Origin of the sequence: Streptomyces sp. 1-11, assembly GCF_007176755.1 — a bacterium.
In the GTDB taxonomy this organism is placed as follows: Bacteria; Actinomycetota; Actinomycetes; order Streptomycetales; family Streptomycetaceae; genus Streptomyces.
In genome coordinates this window covers 1-25293 of record NZ_BJTV01000019.1, presented here as the reverse complement: position 1 = coordinate 25293, position 25293 = coordinate 1, and the positions used below count along the sequence as shown (strand labels likewise).

Sequence of the window (25293 nt, the reverse complement as noted above, 5' to 3'; positions counted from 1 at the left end):
GGTGCCGACGGTCCGGCGGTCACGCCCGCCGGAGTCCTCGTGGCCGGCCGGTGGTGCTCAGCGCGCGGACCGCGTCGGCCCTCGGTCAGTCGCTCGCTTCGAGGTACGAGGCCAGGTTGGCCAGCGAGGACGCGATGCCGGCCTCGTGTGCCGCCTGGTCGATGCCAGGTGGCACGTCCGTGGCCGTCACGCTCACCTCGGTTCCGTCACCGACGGCGGCGAGCTGCCAGGTCATCGTCATGGTGCCCGCGTACGAGGGGTCGTCGGCCACGAACACCGCGCTCTGCACCACCCGTTCCGACGGCACCAGCTCCGCGAACCCGACGTCGACGACATCCGTCCCATGGGACGTCTTGCCGGGGGCGCCGAGCGGGTCCAGGTACGTGAGGACCATCCGGAACCCGCCACCCGGGCGGGGGTCCCACCGCTCGACGCGTCCGCGCATGCCGTCCGGCGGCAGCCAGGCCTCCAGCGACTCCCGGTCGAGGAGAGCGCCGTAGACGGCTGCCGGCGGTGCCGCGATGAACCGGTCGGCGCGGTCGGTCCTGTCCATGGCCCCGAGTCTAGGACCGGGCCGTCCACTCGTCGCGCAGCATTCCGAAGAGCACCCGGTCGTAGCGTTCTCCTTCCACCAGCACGGCCGACCGACGGCGGCCCTCCTCACGGAAGCCCAGCCCGGTGAAGGCGCGCACGGCGCGTTCGTTGCCGCTCCAGGTGTCCAGCTCCAGCCTGCTCAGGGGGTACGCACCGAACAAGTGGTCCACGAGCAGCCGCACCGCGTCCCTGCCGTGGCCGCGGCCCCAGAACTCCCGCTCGCCGATGGTGACTCCCAGCGTGGCCACGCCGGCGTAGGGGTCGAGGTCCCGGTAGTCGGCCATGCCTATCACGGTCCCGCCTGCCAGGTCCTCGACCGTGAACACGGCCGACTCCCTCGGGCTCAGCCGCAGCATGGTCTCGAAGCCGATCCCGACCGCCTCCGCGGTGACCGGGCCGAAGCCCGGGTCACCTGCCGCGGCCCAGCGCACCACCTCCGGGTCGTTGCGCCAACGGACGTGATGCTCAGCGTCTTCGGCACGCAGCGCGCGCAGCCTCACCAGCTTGCCCTCGAACATCCGACCACCCTAATCGATCATGAGGAAGCGGCAGCGCCTTCGCGGATGTCCACGGCTGACGTGCACCGCCGCGTCCGCGCGTCCGCACCGCCCGCTCGGAATCGGTCAGTTCATCCGGCCCAGGACGTCCCGCGCCCGCCGTACGTTCCGCAGCCGCCGTTCGTACGTCGCGCCGACGGCGAGCAGCAGCAGGCCGGCGAGCGCGGGAGGCACCCAGCGGGGGAGGAGACCGGCGAGCTGTACCAGGTAGGGGGCCAGTTCGTGCAGCGCGTCCAGCAAGAGCACCCCGCCGCCCAGCAGCAGCGGCGCCCGCAGCCGGTACCGGGCGCCCAGCAGGGTGACCAGCAGCGCCGCCGCGCCCAGCAGCCAGGGGCGGGTGGCGTACGGGTCGCTCCAGGCGGCCGCGAGGCTCGGGACGAGCGTGGCGGCCAGACCGGGGCCGTACGCCACCCAGGACGACGCCCCCGGATCCCGGCGCCGGCGCAGCGCGCCCATCGCAAGGGCGGGCACGGACAAGGGCGCCGTGTACGCCTCCGGTGCCGTGACGCCCCACGCCGAGAGGCGCACCCAGGCGGCCGTGGCGAGCAGTGCGGTGGCCGCGTGGGCGGCGGGGCGGCGCTCGGCGCGCAGGGCAGTCCCGGCGGCGATCACCGCAGCCAGGGACAGGACCAGGGAGAGCAGCGCCGGATCGCCGGCCGCCAGGGCGATCGCGACGAGGCCGGCGGCGGCACCCGTCACCTCGGCCGCCAGGGTCGTGCGTTCATCGGCGGCCCGCGCGGCCGTGAGTGCCGCCACCGCCGGGACCAGGAGCACGAGCAGGGCGGTGTGCGGCGGCGCCCAGCCCGCGGCGGCGCCCACCGCGCAGGCCCAGGCGGCGCCGTAGCCGAGCGCGGCCGGAACCGTGACCATGGCGAGGCGCTCCTTGCGGGACGCGGCCGCGAAGAGCACCGTCAGGGCGGTGAGCACTCCCACTGTCGCCGAACGCGTCGGCAGCGAGAGGAACGCGAGCGAGACCGACGTGACGAGGGCGAGCAGCAGCGCGGGCAGCGGGCCCGTGCTCCGCGCCGCCCGGCGCCGTGTCGCCGGCAGCAGGAGGCCCGCCGTCGCCAGCACCTCCACCACGAGCGCCGCCGGGTACGGCACGTCCAGCACCACCGGGACGACCATGAGCGCGGACCAACCGAGCACCAGCACGCCCAGCAGGGCCCTGGGCCGCCACGCCGCGTCACGGACCGCGAGGGCGAGGACGGCGGCGACGGCGGCCAGGACCAGCGGCGCGGCCTGCGGCTGCGGCAGCCACGACGCACCCACCGACACGGCTTGTCGTGCACCGCCCGGCGCACCCGACCACACCCGTACCGTCCAGCCGGCCGGCCCGAACAGCGTCAGCGCGAGCAGGGGCAGCGCCCACAGCACCGCCAGACCCTGCACCGCGGCCGACGCGAGGGCGAGACCGCGCCGCACCCGCCCGGGCAGCCGGCCGGCCCGCACCGCCGCCAGCAGCGCGATGCCCAGGGCGAGATGAGCGGGAACCGTCCAGGCGGCCGGCAGCGCCGGGCGGACGATCCCGCCGAGCGCGGTGACGGCGAGCAGACCGGCCGTGAGGGACAACCCGACGGCGTGCCCCGCGGCACGATCCCGGCATGCGGCCGCCGCGGCGACACCGGCCGCGAACAGCAGCAGCGCGGCCGCGCGGGCTCCGGCGCCCGGACCGCCGGCCGTCCACGACAGCCAGACCGCGCCCAGCGAACCCCACACCCCCACGCCGTACGCGCCGACCGCGGCGGTGATCCGCACCGGTCCGGCCGGGGCGCGAAGAGCCACCGCCGTGTCGATCGCGGCGGTCACCAGCAGCGCGCCGCTGATCCCGTACGCCCCGGTGCCGGCCGCCACCGCCCCGAGCGGCAGCGGCAGTTGCGCGGCGGCCAGCGCGGCCGGAAGCGGCAGCCGCAGCGTCCTCGTGCGCGGCAGCCGCCCGTAACCCGTCCACAGGGCCGCCAGCACCGCCGACGACCACGCCGCGTACGCCGTGACGGTCACGCCGGTGAGGGCGGTCGCGTGCAGCGCGTAGGCGTCGAGCACCGTGAGCGCCAGCGCGAGCCCCGCCACCGCCTCGGCCGTCGAACGCAGGCCGCGGCCCAGCAGCGGCAGCGGAGCGGCCAGAACGGCCACCGTGACCGCGCCGAGCACCAGCGAACGCCCGGCGATCCCCAGATGGCCCCAGCTGACCACCGTGAACGCGATCGCCGCGATGGTCAGCAGCAGGCCGCCCAGGAGCAGCAGCACGTTCTGCACGCGCGGCGCGGTCGTCTCGGGGCGGTGCGGCGCGGGCATGGCCCCGGTCGGCACCGGGCCGGGCTGCGGGATCGAGGAGAGTTGGCCGACCAACCAGGCGCGGCGCGTCAGCAATTGGGTGCGGCGAGCGTCCAGTCGCCACAATTCGGCGTCGATGAGCCGCAGTTCCTCGGCCGGCGGCGGAACGTGTGTCATGGTCGGGAGTCTGGGCCGCGCCGTCTCGTGCCGCATGAGCGCGCCTACTCAGGAAGTACTCAGCTCCGCGAAATGAGCCCGTTGAGCGGGCAGATCCGGCCCATGGACCGGCCGCCGCACCGCCTCCTCGGCCCCCGGCCTCCGAAAAGGCCTAAGCTGCGGCTCATGAATCCGGCCATGATCAACGGTGGGGCCACCCGGCCCGCCGTCCTCGGCGCCGCACAGCTGGCCTCCGATCCCGCGCTGGAGGTCCGCTTCGCGGAGTCGGCCCACCGGATGCTGGCGGATCTGGTCCGCGGTGGCGCCGCGCTGGGCTGGGTCGAACCGCCCTCGCCGGACGAGGTGGCGGAACTTCTCGGCGACGTCGTCGCAGCGGTGCGAGCCGGTGACGCGGCCCTGCGCGCCGCGTATCTCGACCGCCGGCTCGTCGGGCTGGGGTACTGGTTGCGCTACGCCCGGCCGACTCACCGGCCCCACGCCGACCTGGAGAAGATCGCGGTGGCTGCCGCGGTCCATGGGCGCGGTGTGGGCCGGGCGCTGGCCACCGCCTTGATCGCCGACGCCCGCGAGGCCGGCATCGAGGTCCTCACCCTGGACGCCCGCGGCGACAACACCCATGCCCTGCGGCTCTACCGGTCACTGGGCTTCACCGAGTACGGACGTCTGCCCGACTTCGTCGCCGTCGGTGAACGCCGGTACGACAAGGTCTTCCAGATGCTGGACTTCCGCCGGCAGGACCCCGGCTGACGGCTCCGGGATCCGCCCGGGGCGGCCGCCGCCACGGAGGAACCGCGGCGAGAGCGGCAGACGTCTCCTCGAACGATCAAGGTGAGGAGACTGAGCGGTGCGGATCTACATCAGTGTCGACATGGAAGGCATCACCGGGCTGGTGGACGCCGACGACGTCCAGCCCGGCGGCCGCGACTACGAGCGTGGCCGGCTGATGATGGCGGAGGACGTCAACGCCGCCGTCCGCGGCGCCCTGGCGGCGGGCGCCACAGACATCACCGTCAACGACGCGCACGGCCCGATGCGCAACCTCCTGCCCGAGTCGCTGCACCCCGCGGTGCACCTCATCCGCGGCAGGCCGAAGCAGATGGGCATGCTCGAGGGACTCACTCCCGAGCACGATGCCGCACTCTTCGTCGGCTACCACGCGCGCGCCGGCGCGCTCGGCGTACTCAGCCACAGCTTCATGGGGCACGAGATCGAGGACATGTGGCTGGACGGCAGGCCGGTTGGTGAGATCGGCCTGGCCCATGCCACCGCGGCCGCCATCGGCGTTCCGGTGGCCGTCCTCACCGGCGACGACCGTGCCTGCACCGAGATGACGGAATGGGACGCCTCGGTGACGACCGTGGCCGTGAAGTTCGCGCGGGACCGGTTCTCGGCAGGTCTGCGACCGCCGCACGAAGCACGGGCGTCCATCGAGGAAGCGGTCGCCGCCCGTCTCTCCGCACCGCTGAAGGCCCCAGCCGGCGCGGCGGCCTCCTCCACCCTCACGGTCCGTTGGCAGTCGGCCTCGGTCGCCTCGACGCTCCAGGGAATCCCGGGCGTCACCTCGACGGACGCACGGACCGTTCGGTCGGAGGGCACCGTGCCCGGCCTCTACCGGCTGTTCGGCGTGTGGATGCGAGTGGCGGCCTCCCTGACCAACCAGCCTCCCTACTGCTGACCGCCGCGAACGACATCGCCGAGAACGCGCCGGGTCGTGTCCTCCACGTCGGTCGTTCGTTGACCGGTTCGTGGTGCTTCGTCATGAGCTAGCCGATGAGTCGTGGGCGGTGCCCGAGCCGTTCCCGGCCCCTGCCCGGACGGACCGGGCGGCGCGGCGCCGACGCCGGGCGGTGAACGCGAAGCCGGGCGAGCCGTCCACCGGGGCGGCCCGGCGACGACACCCGGCCGAGGGCCTCGACCGCACCACCGTGCCGGCCCATGGAAGGTAGGACGGCACAGGTCAAGCGGGAGCGCCTGGTCCGAACGCTCACGTTCTGGCTGCGCCCCGCGTTCGCGCTGCGCATCATCAACCGGTTCCAGAAGATCCTCGGCTTCGACCGCTCGATGGCCCTGGCGTCCAGCGCGCTGACGGCACTGGTCCCGCTGTCCATCCTCCTCGGCACCGTCTTCGCGCACTACGACGCCGCCGGCCGGATCATCAGACGCTACGGCCTCACCGGGGCAGGCGCCGCGGCGGTCGGCTCGCTCTTCTCCTCTCCCGAGGGGCCCAGCGCGAGCTTCGGCGTCTTCGGCGTCGTCTTCCTGATGATCTCGGTGCTGAGCTTCACGCGCGCCGCGCAGCGGCTCTTCGAACAGACATGGGAGCTCAGGCCCCTCAGCGTGCGCAACACACGCAACGGCCTGTGGTGGATCCTCACCCTCGGCGGCTACGCCGCGGTCATGGCACTGCTCTCCGCGCTCCTCGGCGGATACGCCCTGGGGCTGGTCGCCCTGGCGTGCGGAGTACCGGTGACCGCCGCCTTCCTCGTCTGGAGCGGCTGGATCCTGTCGGCGAAGCGGATCGGATGGACGGACCTGCTGCCCTTCGGCGTCACCGGCGCCGCTCTCACGGCGGCCTATTCGGTCGGCGCGACCATCTACATGCCGCGTCTCTTCAACTCCTCCGCGACACGCTACGGGGTGGTCGGTGCGGTCTTCGCGATGATCTCCGCCCTCTTCGCAGGGATGCTCTGCCTGGTCGCGTCGGTGGCGGCGGGACGCGAAGTACGGGACGAGCTCGTCCGGATCCGTGAAGGCCACCGCCCGTCCGAGCGTGAGGTCCGCCGGCAGTGGGACGCCGTGGTCGAGCAGGCCCGGTCACGGTGGCGCAGGGTACGGGGAGAGATCTCCCGCCGCCCGGCCGAGGGCCCGGACCGGTGAGGGGGATCAGGGCCCGCGGCCGGCCGCGCCCGGGCGCGACGGCCGACGACTCGCAGGCTGCCTGCAGGGTGCCTAACGTCGTTTTTGTGGCACGAGGCATTCGGAGGGACGGGAGGCCGGCGTGTACAGCAAGGACGGCGAGAAGTACTTCATCGTGGACGCGCACATCGCGCTGTGGGACGCACGCCCCGAGAACCAGCTCGACTCCATCGGCAACCTCGTCGGCTCCTACAACGACCTGCGCGAGCTGATGGTGCTCGCCGCCCAGGGGCGGGTCCGCCTGCACACCACCCCCTATCCGCTCGACCGCTTCCAGGACGCCCTGGCCGACCTGGACGCGGGCCGGGTCCGGGGCCGCGCGATCCTCGTCCCCTGAACGGCGACCCCGCAAGAGCCCGGCCACCGGGCACCCGCACCGTCTGTGAGGAGCATCGATGATCTTCATCACCGCGAAGTTCCGCGTCCTGCCCGAGCACGCCGACGCCTGGCCCGAGATCACCGGGGAGTTCACCCGGGCCACCCGCGCCGAACCGGGCTGCCTGTGGTTCGAGTGGTCCCGCAGCGTCGACGACCCGACGCAATACGTCCTGATCGAGGCGTTCCGCGACGACGATGCCGGTGCGGCCCACGTCGGCTCCGACCACTTCCGCACGGCCTGCGCGACCCTGCCGAGCCACCTCGCGGAGACACCGCGCATCGTCAACGTGACCGTCCCCCAGGACGACTGGTCACGCCTCGGCGAGATGGCGGTGCCGGAGGAGAGCTGATCGGACTCCCTGCGGCACGGGCGCGCCTACGGCCCAGAGGCCGCGAAAGGGTCACACCACGCCGCTCTCCCACCACCAGGAGCCGGAGCCGTACGAGGGGTACTGCACCCGGCTGTCCACGTGCTGCCACGAGTGGCTGTAGGCCTCCAGACCGGAGAAGCCGCAGGTCTCGGCGATCCTGTACACCTGAAGCGTGGTGTGACCCGCGACCACGATGTCCGCGGCGACCCCGTAGACGTGCATGCTGTTCGAGGCGCCGCCCACCGACGAGTTGTGGGCGACGCTGCGGAAGCCGGAGTTGACGGTGATCGAGCTGTCGCCGGCCTTCTTGCGCACCGCCTCCAGCTTGTACATCAGGCGACGCACGTTCTCCTTGACCTGCGTGGCGCTCACCTTGCCGCCGCTGAACCCCGAGCCGTCCTTGGAGTAGAACTCGCTCCAGTCGAAGTGCGCGGAGGAACCGTCGCCGCTCTCCAGGCTGTTCAGCACGCTCTGCGTCTGCGGCCCGACGACACCGTCCGCCGTCAGACCGTACGCGGACTGGAACCGTCGGACCGCGCTCTCGGTGGCCGGTCCGAAGGCGCCGTCCCAGCCGACGTACGTCTGCTGGGCGCTCGATGCGGCCCAGCCGCCGACGCGCACCTGCAGTTCCGTCACGTCGGCACCGCTCATGCCCTGCTGGAGCGTGCGCGTCCAGCCGTACGCCGAAGCCGTGCCCGCCGTCCCCGCGCCGAGGGCAAGTGCCATCCCGGCGGCCGCCGACCAGCCTGCCGCGCCGCGCAGGAGGGTGCGACGCCCGATGCCGCCGTCCAAGCTCCCTGATGCGTTCATGCCCGCCATCCCGCGTTCCTCTCCGTGCTTCCTCGGTCCTGGTCGTACCGGCGCCGAAAGCGCCCGCGGCCCTGCATGTGCGACCCGTCCGGCGGACCGCAGGTTCATGACAAGATAATTTACGCAGCAACAGGGCTTGCCAACCCCACGGTCCCCATTGGTTGGTGAATTCTCGGAGGACCGCGCGATGCCGGCCGGCCCGCAGGCGCCGCGCACCGAGCGGACCGCTGTCGCGTCAGATCCGCTTGCTCACCGGGCCGACGGGCCCCGCGTGTCCACCGGTACGCGTCCGTGTGTCAAGACCTCCCGAGCCCGTTCAGCAAGGTGTCGACGACGATGTCCGCCGCCTGGCCCGCGCTCAGTTCCGGGAGTTGGCGGACGACGAGGTGCATGAGTTGGGGGAGGAGCGCGCCTGCCCAGCCCTCGGGGAGGTCGGAGCGCAGGAGGCCTTCGTCCGTGGCGCGGCGGAGGAAGGTGTCGACTTCGCGGACGGAGGCGTCGCGGCGGGCGCGTACGTCGTCGTCGGCGAGCATGCGGGTGAGGTCGACGGGCCAGGTGCGGTTGACGGTGATGATGTTCTCGACGTAGCGGTGCAGGGCCACGGCGACGGGGGCTTCGCGGAGCCGGGCGTCCTCGATGGCGTGCTCGATGGCCGAGAGGCGTGATTCGTAGATGGCCGCCAGGAGTTCGTCGCGGGAGGCGAAACGGCGGTAGACGGTACGCCGATCCACGCCCGCCTCGCCGGCGATGCTCGCGATGCTGGCGGCCGGGTCGGCGGCGAGCATACGGGCTCCGGTGGTCAGGACTGCTTCCAGGTTGCGTGCTGCGTCGGCTCTCACCGGCCTGAGTCTAGAGCCCGAATGTGAAGCCTGAAGCAGCTACCGCCTCCTGTGGGTGGTGTTAGGGCCAACAAGTGCCACAGCTTGGTTGCGGATGGCGATGGGTGCGCGAGGGCGTTAGGTCGCGGTTGCCGGCTCACCGGCGTGCGACAGGAATGCGCCATCCCCGAGCGCGCCCGGCAGGCCGCGCCCTAGACTGCGACCGCTCCGAAATCTGACGATCTTCTGGAGGGTGTGCAGGATGAACCGAGCTCTCATGACCGCATTGGCGGCGGCAGCGTTGGTCGTGTCGGCGGGCAGCACCACCGCCTCCGCCTCCACCTCCGGTGCCCAGCCGCGAACCACGCACGGACCTTGCCAGTACACCCAGACTCCTGACGAGCCGGCTGCGCGGCCGGTTCCCCTGCCGTCCGATCCTCGACACACCCCCAGTCGTGGCACGGTCGATGTGGCTGTCCCGACCAGCCAGGGCCCGCTCCCGCTCCGTCTGGACCGGGCGAAGGCGCCGTGCACGGTGCAGAGCTTCGTGCACCTGGCGCGGCACCGGTTCTACGACCGTACGGTGTGCCATCGGCTGACGGCGTACCCGACGCTGAAGGTGCTGCAGTGCGGCGACCCGACCGGCACCGGCGAAGGCGGACCTGGGTACAAGTACAAGGACGAGTTGCCGGTGGACCTGCCGCCGGCACCGAGCGATCCGACCGGCGCCCGTCGCCTCTACGGGCGCGGTTTGCTGGCGATGGCCAACGCCGGTCCCGACACGAACGGTTCACAGTTCTTCGTCGTCTACGGTGACTCGGTGCTGCGGCCGAACTACACGGTGTTCGGCACGGTCGGTGCCGCCGGCCTGGAGACGCTCGACAAGATCGCTGCCGGCGGTATCGAACAGACTGCGCAGGACCCGGCGCCCGTCGACGGCACGCCCGTGCTGCGCACCGAGCTGCTCAGCGTCCGGCCGTCCTGCCGGCCTTGACACATCGTGGCGCGGTCAGCGTGGTCAGCGGGATCCGGCTGGGCGACTGGCCGCGCCACGGCGGTGAGGCGGGTGAGGACGACTGCTAACTCGCCACTTTCTCCCCGCTCGTCGCAGGAGCGCCTGGTCGCGGGGACGGGTTCCGCGACCGCGCGTCGGATCGAGCGGCGCTGAGCGGCGGTTGTGGCACCCCAGATTCCGTCGTCCTCACCGTGGTCGAGCGCCCAGGTGCGGCAGTCGATGATCACAGGGCAGCGGCGGCATATGGCTCGGGCGAGGGAGGCCTCCGCACCAGGCGTCATGAGATCCGAGAGAGGAAAGAAGATCTCGGGGTCTTCTCCGACGCAGGCCGCGCGATCGCGCCAGTCCGACCTTGCCTGGTCTCCGCTTGATGTGCAGGTCACTACGAACCCCTTCCCGGCTGTCCGCGGGCACGGCGAATCATCACCGCGGTGCATAAAGCGCCGCAGTTCCGGCAGGGGTTCGGGAAATATTAAACAGGTTATGACCGGTTTCGCCATAGTTGAGTGTCGTGCGCGTGGAACGCCCCCGGCAGCGGTGGACACCTGCGGCAAGTCCAGTGACGACGACGGGCACCGCCAACCTCCACCCGCGCGGAGCGGTGATCCGGAGGTGCAGCCTCCGCCTCACGGCGTGATCACGACAGAGGACACGCCTTGGCCGGCACGGCTTGGGCTCGGGCCATGACGCCTACAGACGCAGCGGTTGCGCGCGATGGTTGCCGCGTCACGCGCATGCCGACGCGGGAAGACGGCCAGTTCCTCGCAGGTGGTCCGCTCGACCAAGGACGTTCCGATCGTCTCGACCGCCCGCTCGAGCAGCGCCGACCACGTCCCGGCCGGTCCCGCAGGCCCGCCGCGCTGGCCGCCATCGCTCCGGGTCGCTCTTCGCCCCTGCCTCCCCGCAGTCCCCACGATTCAAGGGAACCACCGCCATGCCATCAACCGCGCGGCGCGGAGCCCCGCCGTGGAGCCCCGCATCGATGCACCACCGCCCGTGCAGCGCTCGGACGATCTCCACCTGCGCCCTTGATGAACTACGCGCGGTGACTGCCCCTGCCCCTGCCCCTGCCCTCTGAGCAGGCGCACGAAGCGGTCGCATCCTCAGCCCCGGTGCGGAGCGAATCGGTAGTGACGAGAGTGCAGTCCGACGATGCCGACTGCCGCTATCGCAGCGTTTCTCCCGGTGTTCGTTCGGCGGATTCGGTTAGCTGGGCCGCCAGATCCCTGATTGCCTGCCGTAGTTCCTCGGGCTGGTGGATGGTGAAGGGCCATTCCAGGGAGGCAAGCAGGTGTGCCATGCCGTCCAGCCGTTCTGCCCGCGCGTGCATCAGGACGCCGGTGGGCTGGGCGGTGAGGGCGACCGCTGAGCCGGGCAGCCGGCGGGCGACCTGGTCGAGGGGGCCGTGGATCGTCACCTCGACCTGCCAGGGGTAGGGGGCCTGGGCCAGGGTCGAGGTCAGGTGCGCCACGGGGTCGAAGCCGTCGGGCGCGGTGAAACCCTCGGCTCGGGAGGTGACGGCTGTGATGCGGTCGATGCGGAAGGTGCGCAGGCTGTCGCGCAGATGGTCGTGGCCGACGACGTACCAACGGCCGGCGTGGAAGACCACGCCGTAGGGGTCGATGTCGCGATCGGTGTGTTCCTCGCGCCACGACCGGTGGCTGATGCCGACCGTCTTGCGGGCACGGGAGGCCTGGGCCAGTGCCAGCAGGACGCCGGTTCCCGGTGCCTGCCCGATGACGGCGCCGGCGGTGAACGACAGGGTTTCCTGCATGGCGGCGAGCGGTTCGCGCAGTCCGTGCGGAAGCACCCGCTCGATCTTGGCCAGGGCGCCGGCAGTGGCCGGTGCGGCGGTACCCATGCCCAGACGTTCCGCGGCGAGCAGTCCGAGGACGACGGCGAGAGCCTCGTCGTTGGTGAGGACCAGGGGTGGCAGCCGGTAGCCGCGGGCCAGTCGGTAGCCCCCGTAGCGGCCGCGTTCAGCCTCCACGGGGATGCCCAGTTCCCGCAGGTGGGCGGCGTACCGGCGCACTGTGCGGACGTCGGTGCCCAGGCGGTCGGCCAGCTCCGCCCCGGTGAGCCGGGCGTGTGACTGGAGGACTTCCAGCAGGGTCAACACGCGGGTGAGGGGGTGCGACATGGATCACTCAATATTTCAGGGCCGATTCTGTCCTGTATTGACCATACGCTCCCCGCAGCACCTACTTCTGGGAGATCACATGGCCACTTTCGTTCTCGTCCCCGGCGCCTGGCTCGGAGCATGGGCCTGGGAAGACACCACCCGAGTCCTGCGGGAGCGCGGCCACACGGCGCTGCCGCTGACACTGACGGGCCTGGCCGAGCACGCCGACCATGGCGGCCCCCGGACGGACCTGGACACGCACATCGCGGACATCACCGGATTCATCGAGCGGAACGATCTGCGCGACGTCACGCTGGTCGCCCACAGTTACGCGGCTGCCCCGGTGACCGGAGCGGCCGGACGTCTCGGCGACCGGCTGGAGTGCGTGGTCTACGTGGACAGCGCCCCGTTCGCCGCGGGCATGTGCATGCTCGACCTCATGCCACCGCAGGCGGCGGACCAACTGCGTCATCAGGTCTCCGCGTCCGGCGACGGATGGCGGCTGCCGATGCCGCCGTTCGAGGTCGGGGGCCTGTCCAGCAGCCTCGACGGGCTCGACGAGGGCCGGCGGGAGGTTCTGCGCGCCCGCGCCACCCCTCAGCCGTTCGGCACGTACACCCAACGCCTCACCGGCCCGGTGGAACTCGGCGCCGGCGTGGACCGTGTCCTGGTCGCCTGCCATGACTTTACGAAACTGCTGGATGCCGAGGTACCGGGGCTGGCCTTCCTGAACCAGCCACCGTGGCGGCGCTTCTACCTGCCCACCGGACACTGGCCGATGCTGTCCGCGCCCGCCGAACTCGCCGCAACCCTCGACGCGGCCGTCTCCTGACCGCGGTCGCGCGACCACGACTCTTCGAACCTCATCGAATCCTGTCTCAAGACGTCGCAGTGGTGCGCCTGATGAGCGCAGGCTGATGGCTCACAGCCCGGTGACCGATGGAGCCGCCCCGGCGACACGGAAACCAACGGGAAAGCCGGCACATTGCCGCAAGTCAGACAGGGAGACGTGAAGTTGCGCAAGTACTTGACCGTAGGCCTCCTCTCCGCCGCGTTCATCGGCAGCACTCTGATCGTCGCGCCGACCACCCAGGCCGCGGCCACGTCCTGCTTCGGCAGCGCGAAGTCGTACACGAAGCCGACAGGCGCCAGGTGGTACCCCACCTCAGGCCGACTCACCACGACGAGCAACTGCGCCGACATCAACATCAAGACCAACCAGTCCGCCTATGTGGAGGTGTGCTTCTACCCGACGTCGGGGGGCAGTACGTGCAACTCCTACAAGTCCGCACCGGCAGGTCAGTGGACCGTGGTAGCCACCGGGGTCAAGGACGGCACCCAGTTCCAGTTCTACTTCGCCTCGGACGCGTATAACTCGGGCGTCTGGGCCGGCTGACGGTCCCGACGTCTCGACAGCAGGCAGCCGCCGGTCAACGGCTGTCTGCTGTTCCGCGTGCGGTGGCTTGCCCAGCTGACGGCCGCCGACGCGGAACGCGACGCGGGACTCGCGGCCACCGCCCGCGTAACTGACCTCGCGTCCCATCCCCGCACGGTGACATCACTCGCCGCAAACGGATCCAGCGCTCAAGTCCGTGCGGCAGGTTGGCAGACTGCCACCGGCCAGTTGAGTTCAGTACGCAGGTCACGGGGGTCCATGCCGGGGGAAGGCTGGGTGACGTAGGTTTCCCACCTGTCCTCTCCGGCGGACAGTCCTCGCGCCTGGATCCAGGAGCCCAGTCGTTCCCAGGAGGCCCCGAGACCGTCGAACGATCCGAAGTGCGTCAGTCGCGCGACCCGGCCTCCGGGCAGGGAACCGACCACTGCCCCGGCCTCTGACCGCAGTTGCCACCGATGCCGCAGCACCCCGCTGGCCGTCTGCCGGTCCGGAGTCGCCGCGGCGTCCCGGCGGTCGGGCGAGCCCGAGCCGGAGCTGGAATAGGCAGCCGTCACGAGCCAGGCGCTATCGATCCACCGTGTCGTAGGCCGTGCCCTCGTCCTTCCGGCCCAGGAGGGCTTCACAGGCCGCGTCCGCGCTGTCGAATATCCGGCAGGTCATGCCGACCCCGGTCAGGTCGAGCACACGTCGCACTACTTGACTGGGCGCGGCCAAGGAAACGGATCCGTCGATGTTACGCATTTCATTCACGGTCTGTACGATCACGCGCAACCCGGAGGAGTCCATGAACGGCACGCCCTCCAGGTCCAGCACGAGGTGACGTCGTCCGTGCACCACCTGACCGGCCAACTGGTGCTGAAGGGCGAGGCCGGTGTCGGTGTCGAGCTCTCCACTGACGGTGATCACCGCAGCGTCGGAGCTGATCACGTCCACCTCAACACCAAGACCTGCTGGCTTGCTCACAAGTTCTCCTCAAACGGGCTTCACACGGCAGCTGCCGCCTACCCCGTCCTGTGAGGTTCATCCACGCTGGACGCGGTTTCCGTCGCGCAGCTGGAGGGCCCAGCGTCCACAACGGGCACGTGCGCCTGACGGTCGTCGAGAAGCCCGTCCCGCGGCCCGCCCCCCGGACACCCGCCAAGCCCGCTGCTCCCGCCCGGTCGGTCATGCGTGGGCCCGCACACAATGGGACACGCCCTACCTGGTGGAGGGAACCACCGGCCCCCGGGCGATCAGGACGTCGGCCTTGTGGTGCCAGCCGAGGGAGGAGTAGAGGCGCTGCCCTTCCTCGCTGGCAATGAGAAGACCGGTACGGGCACCGTGGGACACGGCGGCCTCCGCCAGCGCGCTCATCATCGCGCGGCCCAAGCCGCGTCGGCGGTGCGCGGCGTCCGTCTCGATGCGATCGGCGATCGCATCACCGCCGACCACGGCAATGGAGCCGCGCGCTGCCACCTCTCCCGAGGGGGCGTGGAGAGAGACGACCGTGACGGATCCCTCCGTGCGCACCTCGCGCTCGTACGGCGCGGCAGGCGCGTGCTGCGGGTGCCCGGTCAGATCGGTCGTCATGAACCACTCCGACCGCTTGAGCAACTCCAGTCCGGCGGCGCCTACGATGGCTTCGACTTCGCCCGGGCGCAGCGTAGGTACGGTGAGCCAGGTGATCTGCCGTGCGGCGGCGACGGATGCAGCCAGCCGCGCCACGGACTCGGGCTCCTCATCCGCCCGCAGCGCGAAGACCTCCACCTCGCGGCCGGGTTGGTCGCACGTGGACCGCAGGCCGTCCCCGGCGGGCCCGACCGGCTCGGCCTCGGGCAGGGAGCGGGCGAGGGTCCAGCCGTCCAGCCAGCGTCGTATCAGCCCTGGTTCGATCTTCGTCATCCGGCGATTAGAGCATGGCCGCAACCGGTGGCCGGCGAACAACCGCCCCGTTGTTCGCCGCCGCGGCCCCGTCGGGTGCCGCGAGACGGGGGTGGCAGACGTACTTCCGGGGCCTGGACGGCGACAGGACCTCCTCCGGCACCCGCAGCGTCACCCTCGACGACCGACGCTGACGGATCCGAGAGGCCCTTGGGCCCTCAGAGGTGGTCGGCGTCGACCACGGCCTGGGCGAAGACGGTCGGTGCCTCCTGCGGGAGGTTGTGGCCGACGTTCGCGATGGCGCGGTGCTCGTAGGGGCCGGTGAAGTGATCGCGGTAGGTGGAGCCGTCGCCGGGCGGCGTGAAGGGGTCCAGGGCCGGGTCGAGGGTGATCGTCGGGACGGCGATGGGAGGCTGGGCCGCGAGCTGCTTCTCGTAGCGGTCGTAACGGCGCTCACCCTCGATCAGGCCGATGCGCCAGCGGTAGTTGAACAGCACGATGGCGGCGTAGTCGGGGTTCTCGAAGGCCTGGGCGGTGCGCTCGAAGGTGGCGTCGTCGAAGTCCCAGTTGGGGGAGACGAGGGTCCACACGTAGCGGCACAGCGCGATGCGCCGGTCGACGTCCTCCATGGCCTTCTTGCCGCGGTCGGTGGCGAAGTACCACTGGTACCACCAGTTGTGCTCCACGGCCGGGAGCGCGGGCTCGAGCTGCGCGCTGACCTTCGTGATCACGTAGCCGCTCGTCGAGACAAGGGACTTGACCCGCTCGGGCCACAGCGCGGCGATGATGTCGGCGGTGCGTGAGCCCCAGTCGAACCCGGCGAGAACGGCCTTCTCGATCTTGAGGGCGTCCATCAGGGCGATGATGTCCAGCGCGACGGCGGACTGCTCGGCGGTGCGCGGGGTGCGGCCGGACAGGAAACGGGTGCTGCCGTGGCCGCGCAGGTACGGGACGATGACGCGGTACCCCAGGTCGGCCAGGAGCGGGGCGACGTCGACGTAGCTGTGGATGTCGTACGGCCAGCCGTGCAGGCAGATGACGACCGGGCCGTGGGCCGGGCCGGCCTCCGCGTAACCGATGTCGAGCAGACCCGCCTTGACCTGCTTGATCGTGCCGAACTCGGTGTGGGTGCCAGGTGTGATGGCCGTCACCGTGGGCCCGAAGGCGCCGCCCACCCGGCGCGTTGCGGTCGCACCGGACGCGGCAGAGCCGGCAGAGGCGGCGACGGGGGCGGCGGACGCGCTGGACTGCGTACCGGACAGCGAGACCGCGGCCGCGCCGGTGCCCAGGCCGACGGCCCTGCTGAACGTGCGCCTGTTGATCATGAGAATCCCTCCGTCACGCGATCCCTGTCCCGCTGACCCTCGCACGCCTCGCGTCACCTGTCAAAGGGGTGACGCCGCCCGTCCAAGTGGATGTGTCCACTCTCGGTAACTGCTACGTTAGTGTGACAGTTAACCAACCGCTCGCCACGACCGAGCGGCTATTCGAAAGCATCTGAGGAGAAAGCGCATGATCACCTACGACCGGCTCTTCATCGCGGGCTCCTGGGTCGAGCCGGCCGACCCCGAGCTGCTCGACATCGCCTCACCGCACGACCGGTCCGTGGTCGGCCGTGCCGTGCAGGCGCAGCCCGAGGACGTCGACCGTGCGCTCGCCGCGGCGCGAGCGTCCTTCGAGTCGGGCGAGTGGCGGCGGACGCCACCGGACCAACGCACCGAGGTACTGAGGCAGTTCAACGCGCTCCGTGAGGAGAACGCGGAGCGGATCGCGCACCTGATCTCGCTGGAGAACGGCTCGGCCGGCTGGTTCACCCGTGCCGGGCAGCCCGGCCTCACACGGCAGGCGAACGCCTATCTGAAGGCGGCGGCGGAGTTCGGCTGGGAGGAGACGGTGGCACCCTCCGACCCCGAGTCGACGGTGCGCAGTGTGGTGCGCCGTGAGGCGATCGGTGTCGTGGCCGCGGTCATTCCGTGGAACTCGCCCTTCTCCTCGGCCACCTCGAAGATCATCCCCGCCCTGCTGGCCGGCAACTCGGTGGTCCTCAAGGTGTCCCCGGAGAACTCGCTGAGCATGGGTTTCCTCGCCGAGCTGCTGGAGCGGGTAGGCCTGCCCGAGGGTGTGATCAGCGTCCTGCCCGCCGACCGGGAGACCAGTGAGTACCTGGTGTCGCACCGGGAGGTCGACAAGATCGCGTTCACCGGCTCTACGCGGGCCGGCCGTCGTATCGCCGCGATCGCCGGTGAGCAGCTCAAGCGGGTCAGCCTGGAGCTTGGGGGCAAGTCCGCCATGATCATCCTCCCCGACGCCGATGTCGAGAAGGCCGTCGCGGGCGTGAAGTTCGGCTCCCTGCTCAACAATGGCGAGTCCTGCATCGCCCAGACCCGGATCCTCGCCCCGCGCAGCCGCTACGAGGAGGTCGTGGCCGCGCTCAAGGAGTTGGTGGAGTCCCTGAAGGTCGGCGACCCGGGCGACCCCGACACCTTCATCGGCCCGATGATCCGCCCCGACCAGCAGGAACGCGTGCGCGGTTACATCCGGCTCGGCATCGAGGAGGGCGCCCGCCTGGTCACCGGCGGTCCGCAGATCCCGGAGGGCCTGGAGAAGGGCAACTACGTCACGCCCACCGTCTTCGCCGACGTCGACAACTCCATGCGGATCGCACAGGAGGAGATCTTCGGCCCGGTCCTGACGGTCATCGCCTACGACGACGAGGACGACGCAGTGCGCATCGCCAACGACTCCGAGTACGGTCTCTCCGGCGGCGTCTGGTCCGCCGACGAGGAACACGCGCTGGCCGTCGCACGCCGCGTCCGCACCGGCACCGTCACCGTCAACGGCGCGTCCGTCGCCTTCGACGGCCCGTTCGGCGGCTTCAAGGCGAGCGGCATCGGCCGCGAGTACGGCGCGGTCGGCCTCGGCACGTACACGGAGTACAAGACCATCACCGTCTGACGGTGATCGCCTGCTGGGGGCAGGGCCATGGGCGGCCGAGCGGCGTCACCGGGAGCACCGGTGACCTGCGTGCCGTCCGTGTCGACGGCATTGGGGTCAGTGCGACGCCTCCGCAGGTGTCGTCCTCTTGCGCGCCCGGTACGCCGCCGCCTTGATCCTGTTGCCGCAGGACTCCATGCCGCACCACTGGCGGCGCATGCCCCGGGAGCGGTCGATGTAGACCCTGGTGCACTCGGGGTTGCCGCACTCCTTCAGCAGGGGGACGTCCGGGCCGCTGAGCAGTTCGACGGCCTGGCGGGCGACGGTGGCCAGGGCCTGCTCGGGCGTCGCCTCCGTGTGCCGGCCGCCCAGGGTGAGCTGCGGTGTCGCGGGCGTCCTGCGCGCGGCGCCGTTGAGCACGGCGAGGGCCTCCCGGTCGAAGCCCTCGCCGAGACGCCGGTCGGTGACGAGCCGGTAGACGGCCTCGCGGACCGTGGTCGCCTCCGCGACGTCCTCGTCCCCGGCGGGGGTGATCGAGTCCACCAGGCCGGACTCCAGGTACCAGGCGTTGAGCCGCCCCGGCGTCGCGAACATCTCGAACCGGGTCGAGCGCCGGGCGCGGAGGGTGGCCGCGAAGTCGAGGGCCGGATTCCCGCATACGAAGACATGCTCAAGATTCACGTCACCATCTTGACGGGTGACTGACCCGCGAGGCAAGGTTCGTCACCGTCTCAGGCGGTGTTCACCTGTCGGCCTGCGACGATGCCCTGTCTCGTCGCTGCCCCCGTGCAGCATGACCGGCGGCGCTTCAGGTCCCCGCCGTGGAGCGCCAGAAGTCCCGCATCAGCTGAGGCGGGGTGGGGCTCTCCATCGCCACCTGGGTCAGCAGGATCGTCACCGTCCCGGTGGACGGGACCAGGTGGGCCGCGGTGCCGGTGCCGCCGACCCAGCCGTAGCGGCCGGGGACGTTCCAGGGCGCGGAGGACGTGACGTCGACCTGGCCGCCGTAACCCCAGCCCTGGCCCTCCAGGAAGAGCGTGCCCGCGTCGCGCTGGGCAGCGGTGAGGTGGTCGGTGGTCATCCGTTCCACAGAGGCGGACGTGAGCAGACGGCGGCCGTTCGCCTCGCCGCCGTTCAGCAGCAGCCGGGCGAACGCCAGCCAGTCGTCGGCCGTGGACACCAGCCCGCCGGCGCCGGACGCGAAGCGCGGCGCGCTCGCGAACGCGCCGTCCGGGGTGTCCGTCCGCACCAGCGCGCCCGCGCCGTCGGGGCGGTAGGCGGAGGTGAAGCGGTCCCGTTTCTCCGGCGGCACCACGAAGCCGGTGTCCGCCATCCCCAGCGGCTCCAGCAGCCGATCCGCCAGGTAGTCGGGCAGGGGGCGGCCCGAGGCCCGCGCGATCAGCACCCCCTGCAGGTCGGAGGCCGTGTTGTACAGCCAAGCCTCCCCAGGCTGGTGCAGCAGCGGGACCCGGGACAGGGCCGCCAGCCAGGCGTCCTGGTCGGGCATGGAGTGCGGGGCGCGGCCGTCCCTCTGCACCTCGAAGAGCGCGCGAACGGCGGGGAGCGTGAAGTCGGCGGGGAAGCCCCAGCCCGGCCGCGAACTCAGCACGTCCTCCACGGTGATGGGGCGGACGGCCGGGACCACGTCGTCCACCGGTGCGCCGGGGGTGCGCACCACCACCGGCTTCTCCAGCTCGGGCAGCCACTCGGCCACCGGATCGGCCAGGCCGACGGTGCCGTCGTCCACCAGGGTGAGCAGCGCGGCGGCGACGATCGGCTTGGTGATCGAGGCGATACGGAAGACGGACTCACGGGTCATCGGCGCGGAGCCGTCGGCGTCCGCCGACCCGACGGCGACCACCTCGACGTCGTCCTCCCGAGCCACCAGTCCCACGGCCCCGGGAACCGTCCCGTCGTCGACGTGCCGTCGCAGGGTCTTGTACAGATCGCTCATCAGCGGGCCTCTTTCGAACCGGCGCGGGTGTGATGCTGTCTCCTGACGGCAGACTTCCGGCCGTCCGGAAACTCATCGCTTGAGGGGCACGGCGGCTTGTGGCGGCGGGCGCGCTCCGGGTCGGCGGCGTTCCGGCCCGCCGCCCCCGGGATGTGGTGCACCAGTGCCGATGTCCCCGGTCAAGCCGAGCCCCACGTACGCGTTACCGCAACGCCCCGGTGCTCCGGTCGTCCGCGACCACGGCGCGCAGGGGGAACGCGACCAGCAGCGCGAGTGCGACCAGGAGTCCGCTCGTCCAGAGCGGCCCGACGTCCCCTACGGCGGTGCGCAGGGTGGTCGCGGCGACGAGTGGCCCGAGGGCCGCGCCGACGTTGAGCGCCGCGGTCGCGTAGGAGCCGGCCATCGTCGGGGCGTCCGCCGCCTCGTAGAGGACCCTCGTGATGAGTGTGCCGCCCAGCGCGAACGACAGGGCACCCTGCGCGAACACCAGGGCAAGCAGAGCGACCGGCTTGTCGGCCAGCAGGGCCAGGGCCGGCCAGCCGGCGAGCAGCAGCGGGCCGCCGACCACCAGGACCAGGCCGGGACGCTGGTCGGACAGCCGCCCGGCAGCGGTGACGCCGACGAACGAACCGCAGCCGAAGAGCACCAGAGCCACGGAGACCCACAGCTCGCCCAGCCCGGCGGTGTCGGTCACGACGGGGGCGAGGAAGGTGAAGCTCGCGAAGGTGGCCGCGTTCACCAGCGCGCCCAGCAGCATCACCAGGAGCAACCGCGGCCTCTTGAGCTGAGCCAGCTCGGTCCGCAAGGCCGGCCCGCCGCGATCGTCCGCCTCCGCACGAGACGCCGGGATTCCCGCGAGGACGCCGACGGCCGCGGGCAGGCAAAGCGCGGCGACGGCCCAGAAGGTGGCCCGCCAGCCGAGCAGCGTGCCGAGGACCGCTCCGCCCGGGACCCCGGCGACCGTGGCCACCGTGGTACCCGACAGCAGCACGGCCAGCGCCCGTCCCTTCTTGCCGGGCGGGACGAGCGTGGCAGCGGTCGACAGGGCCACGGCGAGGAATCCGGCGTTCGCGAGTGCCGCGACGGCCCTGGTCGCGAACAGGACCCGGAAGCTCGACGTGGCAGCGCCCGCGGCGTGCGCTGCCAGGAACACGAGGACGAACCCGAGCAGGCTCGACCGGGCGGGCCAGTGACGGGCGAGCACCGCCATGAGCGGGGCCCCGATCACCATGCCGATCGCGAAGGCCGACGTGAGCGCGCCGGCTGTCCCGACCGTGACGTGCAGATCCGACGCGATGTCCGGCAGCAGGCCGGCCAGCATGAACTCCGAGGTGCCCATGGCGAAGACCGCCACGGCAAGCAGGTACAGGGGGAGAGGCATCGAGTGGCTCCGAGGTGAGGAGAAGCACGAGAAGGTCATCTCGTCACCGCGGCCAGCCCCAGGGCGCCCTCGTCCGGTCGCGGAACGCGACGCGACGGCGGGGCTACGAGCTCAGTGGTGCAGGGGGCTGACGGCGTGACCGAAAGCCCCCACCCTGTCCGACTCAGGACTCGACATGGCCCGCACGCTACCCGGCCGGCGCCCGCCGGGGCACCTCGGTTTCCCGGAATCGGCCTGCGGCAGCGGCGGGGGCCGCGCGCCTGCGAGGGCGGTCAGGCCGCCATGAACTGCCGGTACAGGTCGGCCGGGTCCCCTGCCAGTCCGGCCTTGACCTGCCGGGTGATGTCGTCGGCGAGCACCTCGAAGGCGCCCTGCTCGATGCCGTCGAGCGCCTGTACGGCGACGTCGTGCGGGCTGGTCTTCGGTGCGTCCACGTCCGCGGCCAGGTCGGTGTCGACGTAGCCGACGTGCAGACCGGTGACCGTGATGCCTCGGGGCCGCAGTTCGAGGCGCAGCGAGTTGCTCTGCTGCCACAGCGCGGCCTTGGAGGCGCTGTAGGAGCCGGTGAGACCGATCCAGGACAGCACGGAGTGGATGTTGAGGATATGGCCGCCGCCGTTGCGCTCGATGACTGGCGCGACGGCTCGGGTGACCAGGAGGGGACCGAAGAAGTTGATCTCGAAGTCACGGCGCACGTCCGCCAGGGGAGTCGTCAGGAGCGAGCCGCCCACCGAAGCACCGGCGTTGTTGACCAGGATGGTGACGTCCTGCGCTTGCTCGGCCGCGGCGGCCACGGAAGCCGGGTCGGTGACCTCCAGTGCCAGCGGCACGGCGTCGGGGTGGGTCACGGTGCGCGGGTCGCGGGCCGTGGCGTAGACCTTGCTCGCGCCGCGCTCGTAGAGCTGTTCCACCAGCTCCTTGCCGATGCCGCGGCTGCCGCCGGTGACGAGGGCCACCGAGTCCTTGATGTCAGTCATGTCGGGAGACCGTTCTGGAGAGCTAGAGGAAACCGATCGGTTTCCGACAACTGTAAACCGATCGTTTTCCGCATGGCAAGCGGAGCCGTAGGCTGGGCGCATGACCGAAGCGACCCCGGCCGCCACCACGGCTCCAGCAGCGCCTTCCACTCGTGACCGGCTCCTCGACGCCGCGGCGGACCTCTTCTACCGGGAAGGGGTGCACGCCGGAGTCGAGGCGCTGTGCCGCGCGGCGGGGGTGTCCAAGCGTTCGATGTACCAGCTGTTCGGGACCAAGGACGACGTCATCGCCGCGAGCCTGGAGCGCTCGGCTGCCGCCCACCGCGCGGCCTTGCTGCCGGACGCCGACGACGGCCGGCCGCCCCGGGAGCGGATCCTCCACGTCTTCCGGCGTCTTGAGGCGCTGTCCGCGGGCGCGGGCTTCCACGGCTGCCCGTTCGTCGCCGCCGCCGTGGAACTCAAGTCCCCCGATCACCCGGCGAGTCAGGCCGCCCGCCGTCACAAGGACGCGCTGACCGCCTACTTCCGGCGCGAGGCCGAGGCCGGCGGAGCGTCCGATCCGGCGTCGCTGGCCCAGCGCCTCACGGTCGTCTTCGACGGGGCGAACTCCTTCAGCGTCGTGCAGGGGCGCCCTCTGGACGGCCTGGCCGTCTCGATGGCCACCACGCTGCTCGACGCGGCCGCCGTCAAAGAGGGGTGAGACGCGTCGCCGGCCTCCGTGGGACGGCCGGCGACATAGCGCCCGGCTGTTGCCCATGTTGCCGCTGTTGTCTGTGGTGGTCGGGGCCCCCGCGCGCATGCGGGAGTCATTCAGCCCGCGCTACGCTGACACGGGGGCTGCCCGGTGATGGGCCAAGTGAGCTGTGCTCGCCGCATCGTTCGGCACGAAGGGGGTGATTCCATCTCGTCGCCACCGAAGGTTCACCGCGGCCGCCCAAGATGCTGATCATGAGACGCCTCGCCACCCCTCTCCTCGCCCTCGGTGCGCTGCTGCTCACCGCGCTCCCCGCGCACGCGGCCGACGCCCCCGCGCACCGCCAGAGCTACGGCACCAAGGCGCCCTACGCGCCGCAACAGAGCCCGCGGGGCTACCAGGAGGCGCCGGCCGGCTTCGTCCCCGTCTTCACCGAGAACGTGTCCCGGCACGGCTCTCGGGCGGCGACCGACAGCGAGGACGTCGACCTGGTCCTCGCGCTGTGGGACAAGGCTCAGGCCGGCGGGGAACTCACCCGTCGCGGCGAGGAGTTCGGGCCGGCGGTCCGCGCCCTGCAGGCCGCCATGGAGAAGGTGGGCTACGGCAACCTCAGCGCCCGCGGCCGGCAGGAGCTGCGAGACACGGCCGTGCGTATGGAGCGGCGGCTGCCGTCCCTGTTCGGGAGGATCGCCGCGAACGGCGAGAAGATCGACGTGGTCAGCTCCGGCCAGGGGCGGGCCGTCGACAGCGGTGACGTGTTCGCGGGCGCGCTCGCCGACGCCGACCCGGAGCTGAAACCGCTGATCGGGCCCACCCGGACCGACAAGGACCTGCTCTACTTCCACAAGGCGGCGGGCGGCGCCGCCTACCGCGACTACCTCGCCAACGACCAGCGCCTCAGGGATACCTTGAGGGCCGTCACCGACCAGCCCCGGACGGAGCGGGCCGCGCGCAGCGTCCTGCAGAGGATCTTCCAGGACGGTTTCGTCGACCGCATCCCCGACCAGGTCGGCGCCGCCCGGGCCGTCTACGACCTGTACGCCATCGCTCCGGCCATGGGCGAGGAGAGCCCGGGCGGGCGGGGCTGGGGCATGGAGCGGTTCGTCTCCCGCTCCGACGCCGCCTGGTTCGGATACCTGAGCGACGCCGAGGACTTCTACGAGAAGGGCCCCGGCTTCGCCGACAGCGACATCACCTACAAGATGGCCGGCGTCCTGCTGGACGACTTCTTCGAGCGGGCCGAGGCCGAGCGGGCCGGCAGCAGCGATCTCGGCGCCGAACTGCGCTTCACCCACGCCGAGGAGATCATTCCGCTGGCCGCCCTGATGGGCCTGCCCGGCAGCACGGAACCGGCCACGCCGGGGGAGCCGTACAGCTGGGCCGACAACCCCTGGCGGGGCGCGTCCGTCTCCCCGCTCGGCGCGAACATCCAATGGGACGTGTTCCGCAAGGGCGACCGCTACCTGGTGCGCATGCTCTACAACGAGAAGGAGACGGCCTTCAGGACCGGCTGCCACCCCGTCGCGAAGCACAGCGTCTTCTACGACCTGGACGAACTGGAGCGCTGCTTCGGACGCCGCTGAGCCGCGGCTTCCCTGAGCCGCTGGGACCGTGTGACCTGGCTTCCCTGAGCCGCGGGGAACCGTGTGACCTGCCGCGCAGGTATCCGGCGTACGGGGGCATGTGCGCGGGCGCCGCGAGCCGGGCATTGCTCCCCGCCCTCGGGGGCGAGAAGGCGCTCCGTAATACGCCGGGCGGAGGTCGCCGTACTGCCGCGGTATCACCCGGGCCGCTCGTGTCCGCCCAGCGCCGGCTGCCCGGACCGTCATGTAGGGGGACTTCCGCCACTATCAGGAGCGGAAGGATGGAGCGAGCAACCTTCCCGTCTTGTTTTTGAGGAGTCCTGATGTTTCCTTCTGCCGATGCCCGCCCTGTGCGTCTTGCGCGCGGAGCATCGCCGTGGCTTCTCCCGACCGTCGCCACCGCAGCCCTCAGCCTGGCCCGCGCCCGCCGCTCGGGCGCCGCCAAGGCCGTCGCCGTGCCCGCCACCGCGCTCGCGGCGGGC

The 25293-nt window shown here is 71.5% G+C and carries 26 protein-coding genes and 2 pseudogenes; 12 read left to right on the top strand and 16 right to left on the bottom strand.

The window, feature by feature from the left end:
• Window positions 1-85: 85 nt before the first annotated feature.
• The 3 genes from TNCT1_RS30670 to TNCT1_RS30660 all read right to left on the bottom strand — a co-directional run bounded on the left by TNCT1_RS30670 (window position 86) and on the right by TNCT1_RS30660 (window position 3602).
• Window positions 86-553, bottom strand: a complete 468-nt coding sequence (locus tag TNCT1_RS30670; RefSeq protein ID WP_143638587.1) for an SRPBCC family protein — start codon at window positions 551-553, stop codon at window positions 86-88.
• Between the two features lie 10 nt (window positions 554-563).
• Entirely contained in the window at window positions 564-1112 is a 549-nt protein-coding gene (locus tag TNCT1_RS30665) for a GNAT family N-acetyltransferase (protein ID WP_143638585.1), read from the bottom strand.
• A gap of 105 nt (window positions 1113-1217) precedes the next feature.
• Window positions 1218-3602, bottom strand: a complete 2385-nt coding sequence (locus TNCT1_RS30660; protein WP_174266508.1) for an SCO7613 C-terminal domain-containing membrane protein — start codon at window positions 3600-3602, stop codon at window positions 1218-1220.
• 165 nt (window positions 3603-3767) lie between these two features.
• On the opposite strand from TNCT1_RS30660, the gene TNCT1_RS30655 reads away from it, so the two are divergent.
• The 5 genes from TNCT1_RS30655 to TNCT1_RS30635 all read left to right on the top strand — a co-directional run bounded on the left by TNCT1_RS30655 (window position 3768) and on the right by TNCT1_RS30635 (window position 7246).
• Window positions 3768-4349 (top strand): GNAT family N-acetyltransferase, encoded by a 582-nt coding sequence (locus TNCT1_RS30655; protein ID WP_235902975.1) that lies wholly within the window; start codon window positions 3768-3770, stop codon window positions 4347-4349.
• A 97-nt stretch (window positions 4350-4446) separates the two neighbouring features.
• Window positions 4447-5277 carry a M55 family metallopeptidase gene (locus TNCT1_RS30650; RefSeq protein WP_143638581.1) on the top strand — a complete coding sequence of 277 codons (831 nt, stop codon included), beginning with the start codon at window positions 4447-4449 and terminating at the stop codon, window positions 5275-5277.
• A 260-nt stretch (window positions 5278-5537) separates the two neighbouring features.
• Window positions 5538-6479 (top strand): hypothetical protein, encoded by a 942-nt coding sequence (locus TNCT1_RS30645; protein WP_235902973.1) that lies wholly within the window; start codon window positions 5538-5540, stop codon window positions 6477-6479.
• 121 nt (window positions 6480-6600) lie between these two features.
• On the top strand, window positions 6601-6855 hold the full coding sequence (locus TNCT1_RS30640) for a zinc-binding dehydrogenase (RefSeq protein ID WP_235902972.1): 255 nt from the start codon (window positions 6601-6603) through the stop codon (window positions 6853-6855).
• A 58-nt stretch (window positions 6856-6913) separates the two neighbouring features.
• Window positions 6914-7246 carry a putative quinol monooxygenase gene (locus TNCT1_RS30635; protein ID WP_143638579.1) on the top strand — a complete coding sequence of 111 codons (333 nt, stop codon included), beginning with the start codon at window positions 6914-6916 and terminating at the stop codon, window positions 7244-7246.
• Between the two features lie 51 nt (window positions 7247-7297).
• Here TNCT1_RS30635 and TNCT1_RS30630 read toward each other — a convergent pair whose 3' ends face one another.
• The 3 genes from TNCT1_RS30630 to TNCT1_RS36475 form a co-directional block, all read right to left on the bottom strand.
• Complete coding sequence (locus TNCT1_RS30630; protein ID WP_143638577.1) at window positions 7298-8077, bottom strand: D-Ala-D-Ala carboxypeptidase family metallohydrolase; 780 nt, start codon at window positions 8075-8077, stop codon at window positions 7298-7300.
• A gap of 296 nt (window positions 8078-8373) precedes the next feature.
• Window positions 8374-8862, bottom strand: coding sequence for a TetR/AcrR family transcriptional regulator (locus TNCT1_RS30625; RefSeq protein WP_143638768.1), 489 nt, complete (start codon window positions 8860-8862; stop codon window positions 8374-8376).
• Window positions 8863-9033: 171 nt separating this feature from the next.
• On the bottom strand, window positions 9034-9282 hold the full coding sequence (locus TNCT1_RS36475; protein ID WP_235902996.1) for a hypothetical protein: 249 nt from the start codon (window positions 9280-9282) through the stop codon (window positions 9034-9036).
• An 82-nt stretch (window positions 9283-9364) separates the two neighbouring features.
• On the opposite strand from TNCT1_RS36475, the gene TNCT1_RS30620 reads away from it, so the two are divergent.
• Entirely contained in the window at window positions 9365-9889 is a 525-nt protein-coding gene (locus TNCT1_RS30620; protein ID WP_235902994.1) for a peptidylprolyl isomerase, read from the top strand.
• Window positions 9890-10062: 173 nt separating this feature from the next.
• Here the strand turns inward: TNCT1_RS30620 and TNCT1_RS30615 are convergent.
• Together TNCT1_RS30615 and TNCT1_RS30610 are read right to left on the bottom strand one after the other, a co-directional pair.
• Window positions 10063-10347, bottom strand: a pseudogene (locus tag TNCT1_RS30615) (WhiB family transcriptional regulator); the annotation flags it as partial.
• A gap of 728 nt (window positions 10348-11075) precedes the next feature.
• Window positions 11076-12050, bottom strand: coding sequence for a YafY family protein (locus TNCT1_RS30610; RefSeq protein WP_143638573.1), 975 nt, complete (start codon window positions 12048-12050; stop codon window positions 11076-11078).
• Window positions 12051-12129: 79 nt separating this feature from the next.
• Between TNCT1_RS30610 and TNCT1_RS30605 the strand changes: the two genes are divergently transcribed.
• Together TNCT1_RS30605 and TNCT1_RS30600 are read left to right on the top strand one after the other, a co-directional pair.
• The gene (locus TNCT1_RS30605) at window positions 12130-12864 is read left to right on the top strand and encodes an alpha/beta fold hydrolase (RefSeq protein WP_143638570.1); all 735 of its coding nucleotides are present in this window, start codon (window positions 12130-12132) and stop codon (window positions 12862-12864) included.
• Between the two features lie 183 nt (window positions 12865-13047).
• Window positions 13048-13428 carry a hypothetical protein gene (locus TNCT1_RS30600; RefSeq protein WP_143638568.1) on the top strand — a complete coding sequence of 127 codons (381 nt, stop codon included), beginning with the start codon at window positions 13048-13050 and terminating at the stop codon, window positions 13426-13428.
• A 188-nt stretch (window positions 13429-13616) separates the two neighbouring features.
• Here the strand turns inward: TNCT1_RS30600 and TNCT1_RS37015 are convergent, their stop codons facing one another.
• The 4 genes from TNCT1_RS37015 to TNCT1_RS30580 all read right to left on the bottom strand — a co-directional run bounded on the left by TNCT1_RS37015 (window position 13617) and on the right by TNCT1_RS30580 (window position 16613).
• A complete protein-coding gene (locus tag TNCT1_RS37015; RefSeq protein WP_373920518.1) occupies window positions 13617-13853 on the bottom strand; it encodes a GyrI-like domain-containing protein in 237 nt (78 codons plus the stop codon).
• A gap of 139 nt (window positions 13854-13992) precedes the next feature.
• Window positions 13993-14391, bottom strand: a complete 399-nt coding sequence (locus TNCT1_RS30590) for an STAS domain-containing protein (RefSeq protein WP_143638566.1) — start codon at window positions 14389-14391, stop codon at window positions 13993-13995.
• Between the two features lie 234 nt (window positions 14392-14625).
• A complete protein-coding gene (locus TNCT1_RS30585) occupies window positions 14626-15309 on the bottom strand; it encodes a GNAT family N-acetyltransferase (RefSeq protein WP_143638564.1) in 684 nt (227 codons plus the stop codon).
• 197 nt (window positions 15310-15506) lie between these two features.
• Window positions 15507-16613, bottom strand: a complete 1107-nt coding sequence (locus TNCT1_RS30580) for an alpha/beta fold hydrolase (protein WP_143638562.1) — start codon at window positions 16611-16613, stop codon at window positions 15507-15509.
• Window positions 16614-16800: 187 nt separating this feature from the next.
• Here TNCT1_RS30580 and TNCT1_RS30575 point away from each other — a divergent pair, with 187 nt between their 5' ends.
• The gene (locus tag TNCT1_RS30575; protein ID WP_143638560.1) at window positions 16801-18243 is read left to right on the top strand and encodes an aldehyde dehydrogenase; all 1443 of its coding nucleotides are present in this window, start codon (window positions 16801-16803) and stop codon (window positions 18241-18243) included.
• 96 nt (window positions 18244-18339) lie between these two features.
• On the opposite strand, the gene TNCT1_RS30570 is transcribed toward TNCT1_RS30575, so the two are convergent.
• From TNCT1_RS30570 to TNCT1_RS30555, 4 genes are all read right to left on the bottom strand, one after another.
• On the bottom strand, window positions 18340-18903 hold the full coding sequence (locus TNCT1_RS30570; RefSeq protein WP_143638559.1) for an ABATE domain-containing protein: 564 nt from the start codon (window positions 18901-18903) through the stop codon (window positions 18340-18342).
• Between the two features lie 127 nt (window positions 18904-19030).
• Complete coding sequence (locus TNCT1_RS30565; protein WP_143638557.1) at window positions 19031-20176, bottom strand: serine hydrolase; 1146 nt, start codon at window positions 20174-20176, stop codon at window positions 19031-19033.
• 202 nt (window positions 20177-20378) lie between these two features.
• Window positions 20379-21557 carry a Cmx/CmrA family chloramphenicol efflux MFS transporter gene (locus TNCT1_RS30560; RefSeq protein ID WP_143638555.1) on the bottom strand — a complete coding sequence of 393 codons (1179 nt, stop codon included), beginning with the start codon at window positions 21555-21557 and terminating at the stop codon, window positions 20379-20381.
• Window positions 21558-21829: 272 nt separating this feature from the next.
• Window positions 21830-22534 (bottom strand): SDR family oxidoreductase, encoded by a 705-nt coding sequence (locus TNCT1_RS30555; RefSeq protein WP_143638552.1) that lies wholly within the window; start codon window positions 22532-22534, stop codon window positions 21830-21832.
• A 100-nt stretch (window positions 22535-22634) separates the two neighbouring features.
• On the opposite strand from TNCT1_RS30555, the gene TNCT1_RS30550 reads away from it, so the two are divergent.
• The 3 genes and pseudogenes from TNCT1_RS30550 to TNCT1_RS30540 form a co-directional block, all read left to right on the top strand.
• Window positions 22635-23234, top strand: coding sequence for a TetR/AcrR family transcriptional regulator (locus TNCT1_RS30550; protein ID WP_143638550.1), 600 nt, complete (start codon window positions 22635-22637; stop codon window positions 23232-23234).
• A 248-nt stretch (window positions 23235-23482) separates the two neighbouring features.
• The gene (locus TNCT1_RS30545) at window positions 23483-24811 is read left to right on the top strand and encodes a histidine-type phosphatase (protein WP_143638548.1); all 1329 of its coding nucleotides are present in this window, start codon (window positions 23483-23485) and stop codon (window positions 24809-24811) included.
• Window positions 24812-25134: 323 nt separating this feature from the next.
• Window positions 25135-25293 (top strand): annotated as a pseudogene (locus TNCT1_RS30540) (phosphatidylserine decarboxylase family protein); the annotation flags it as partial.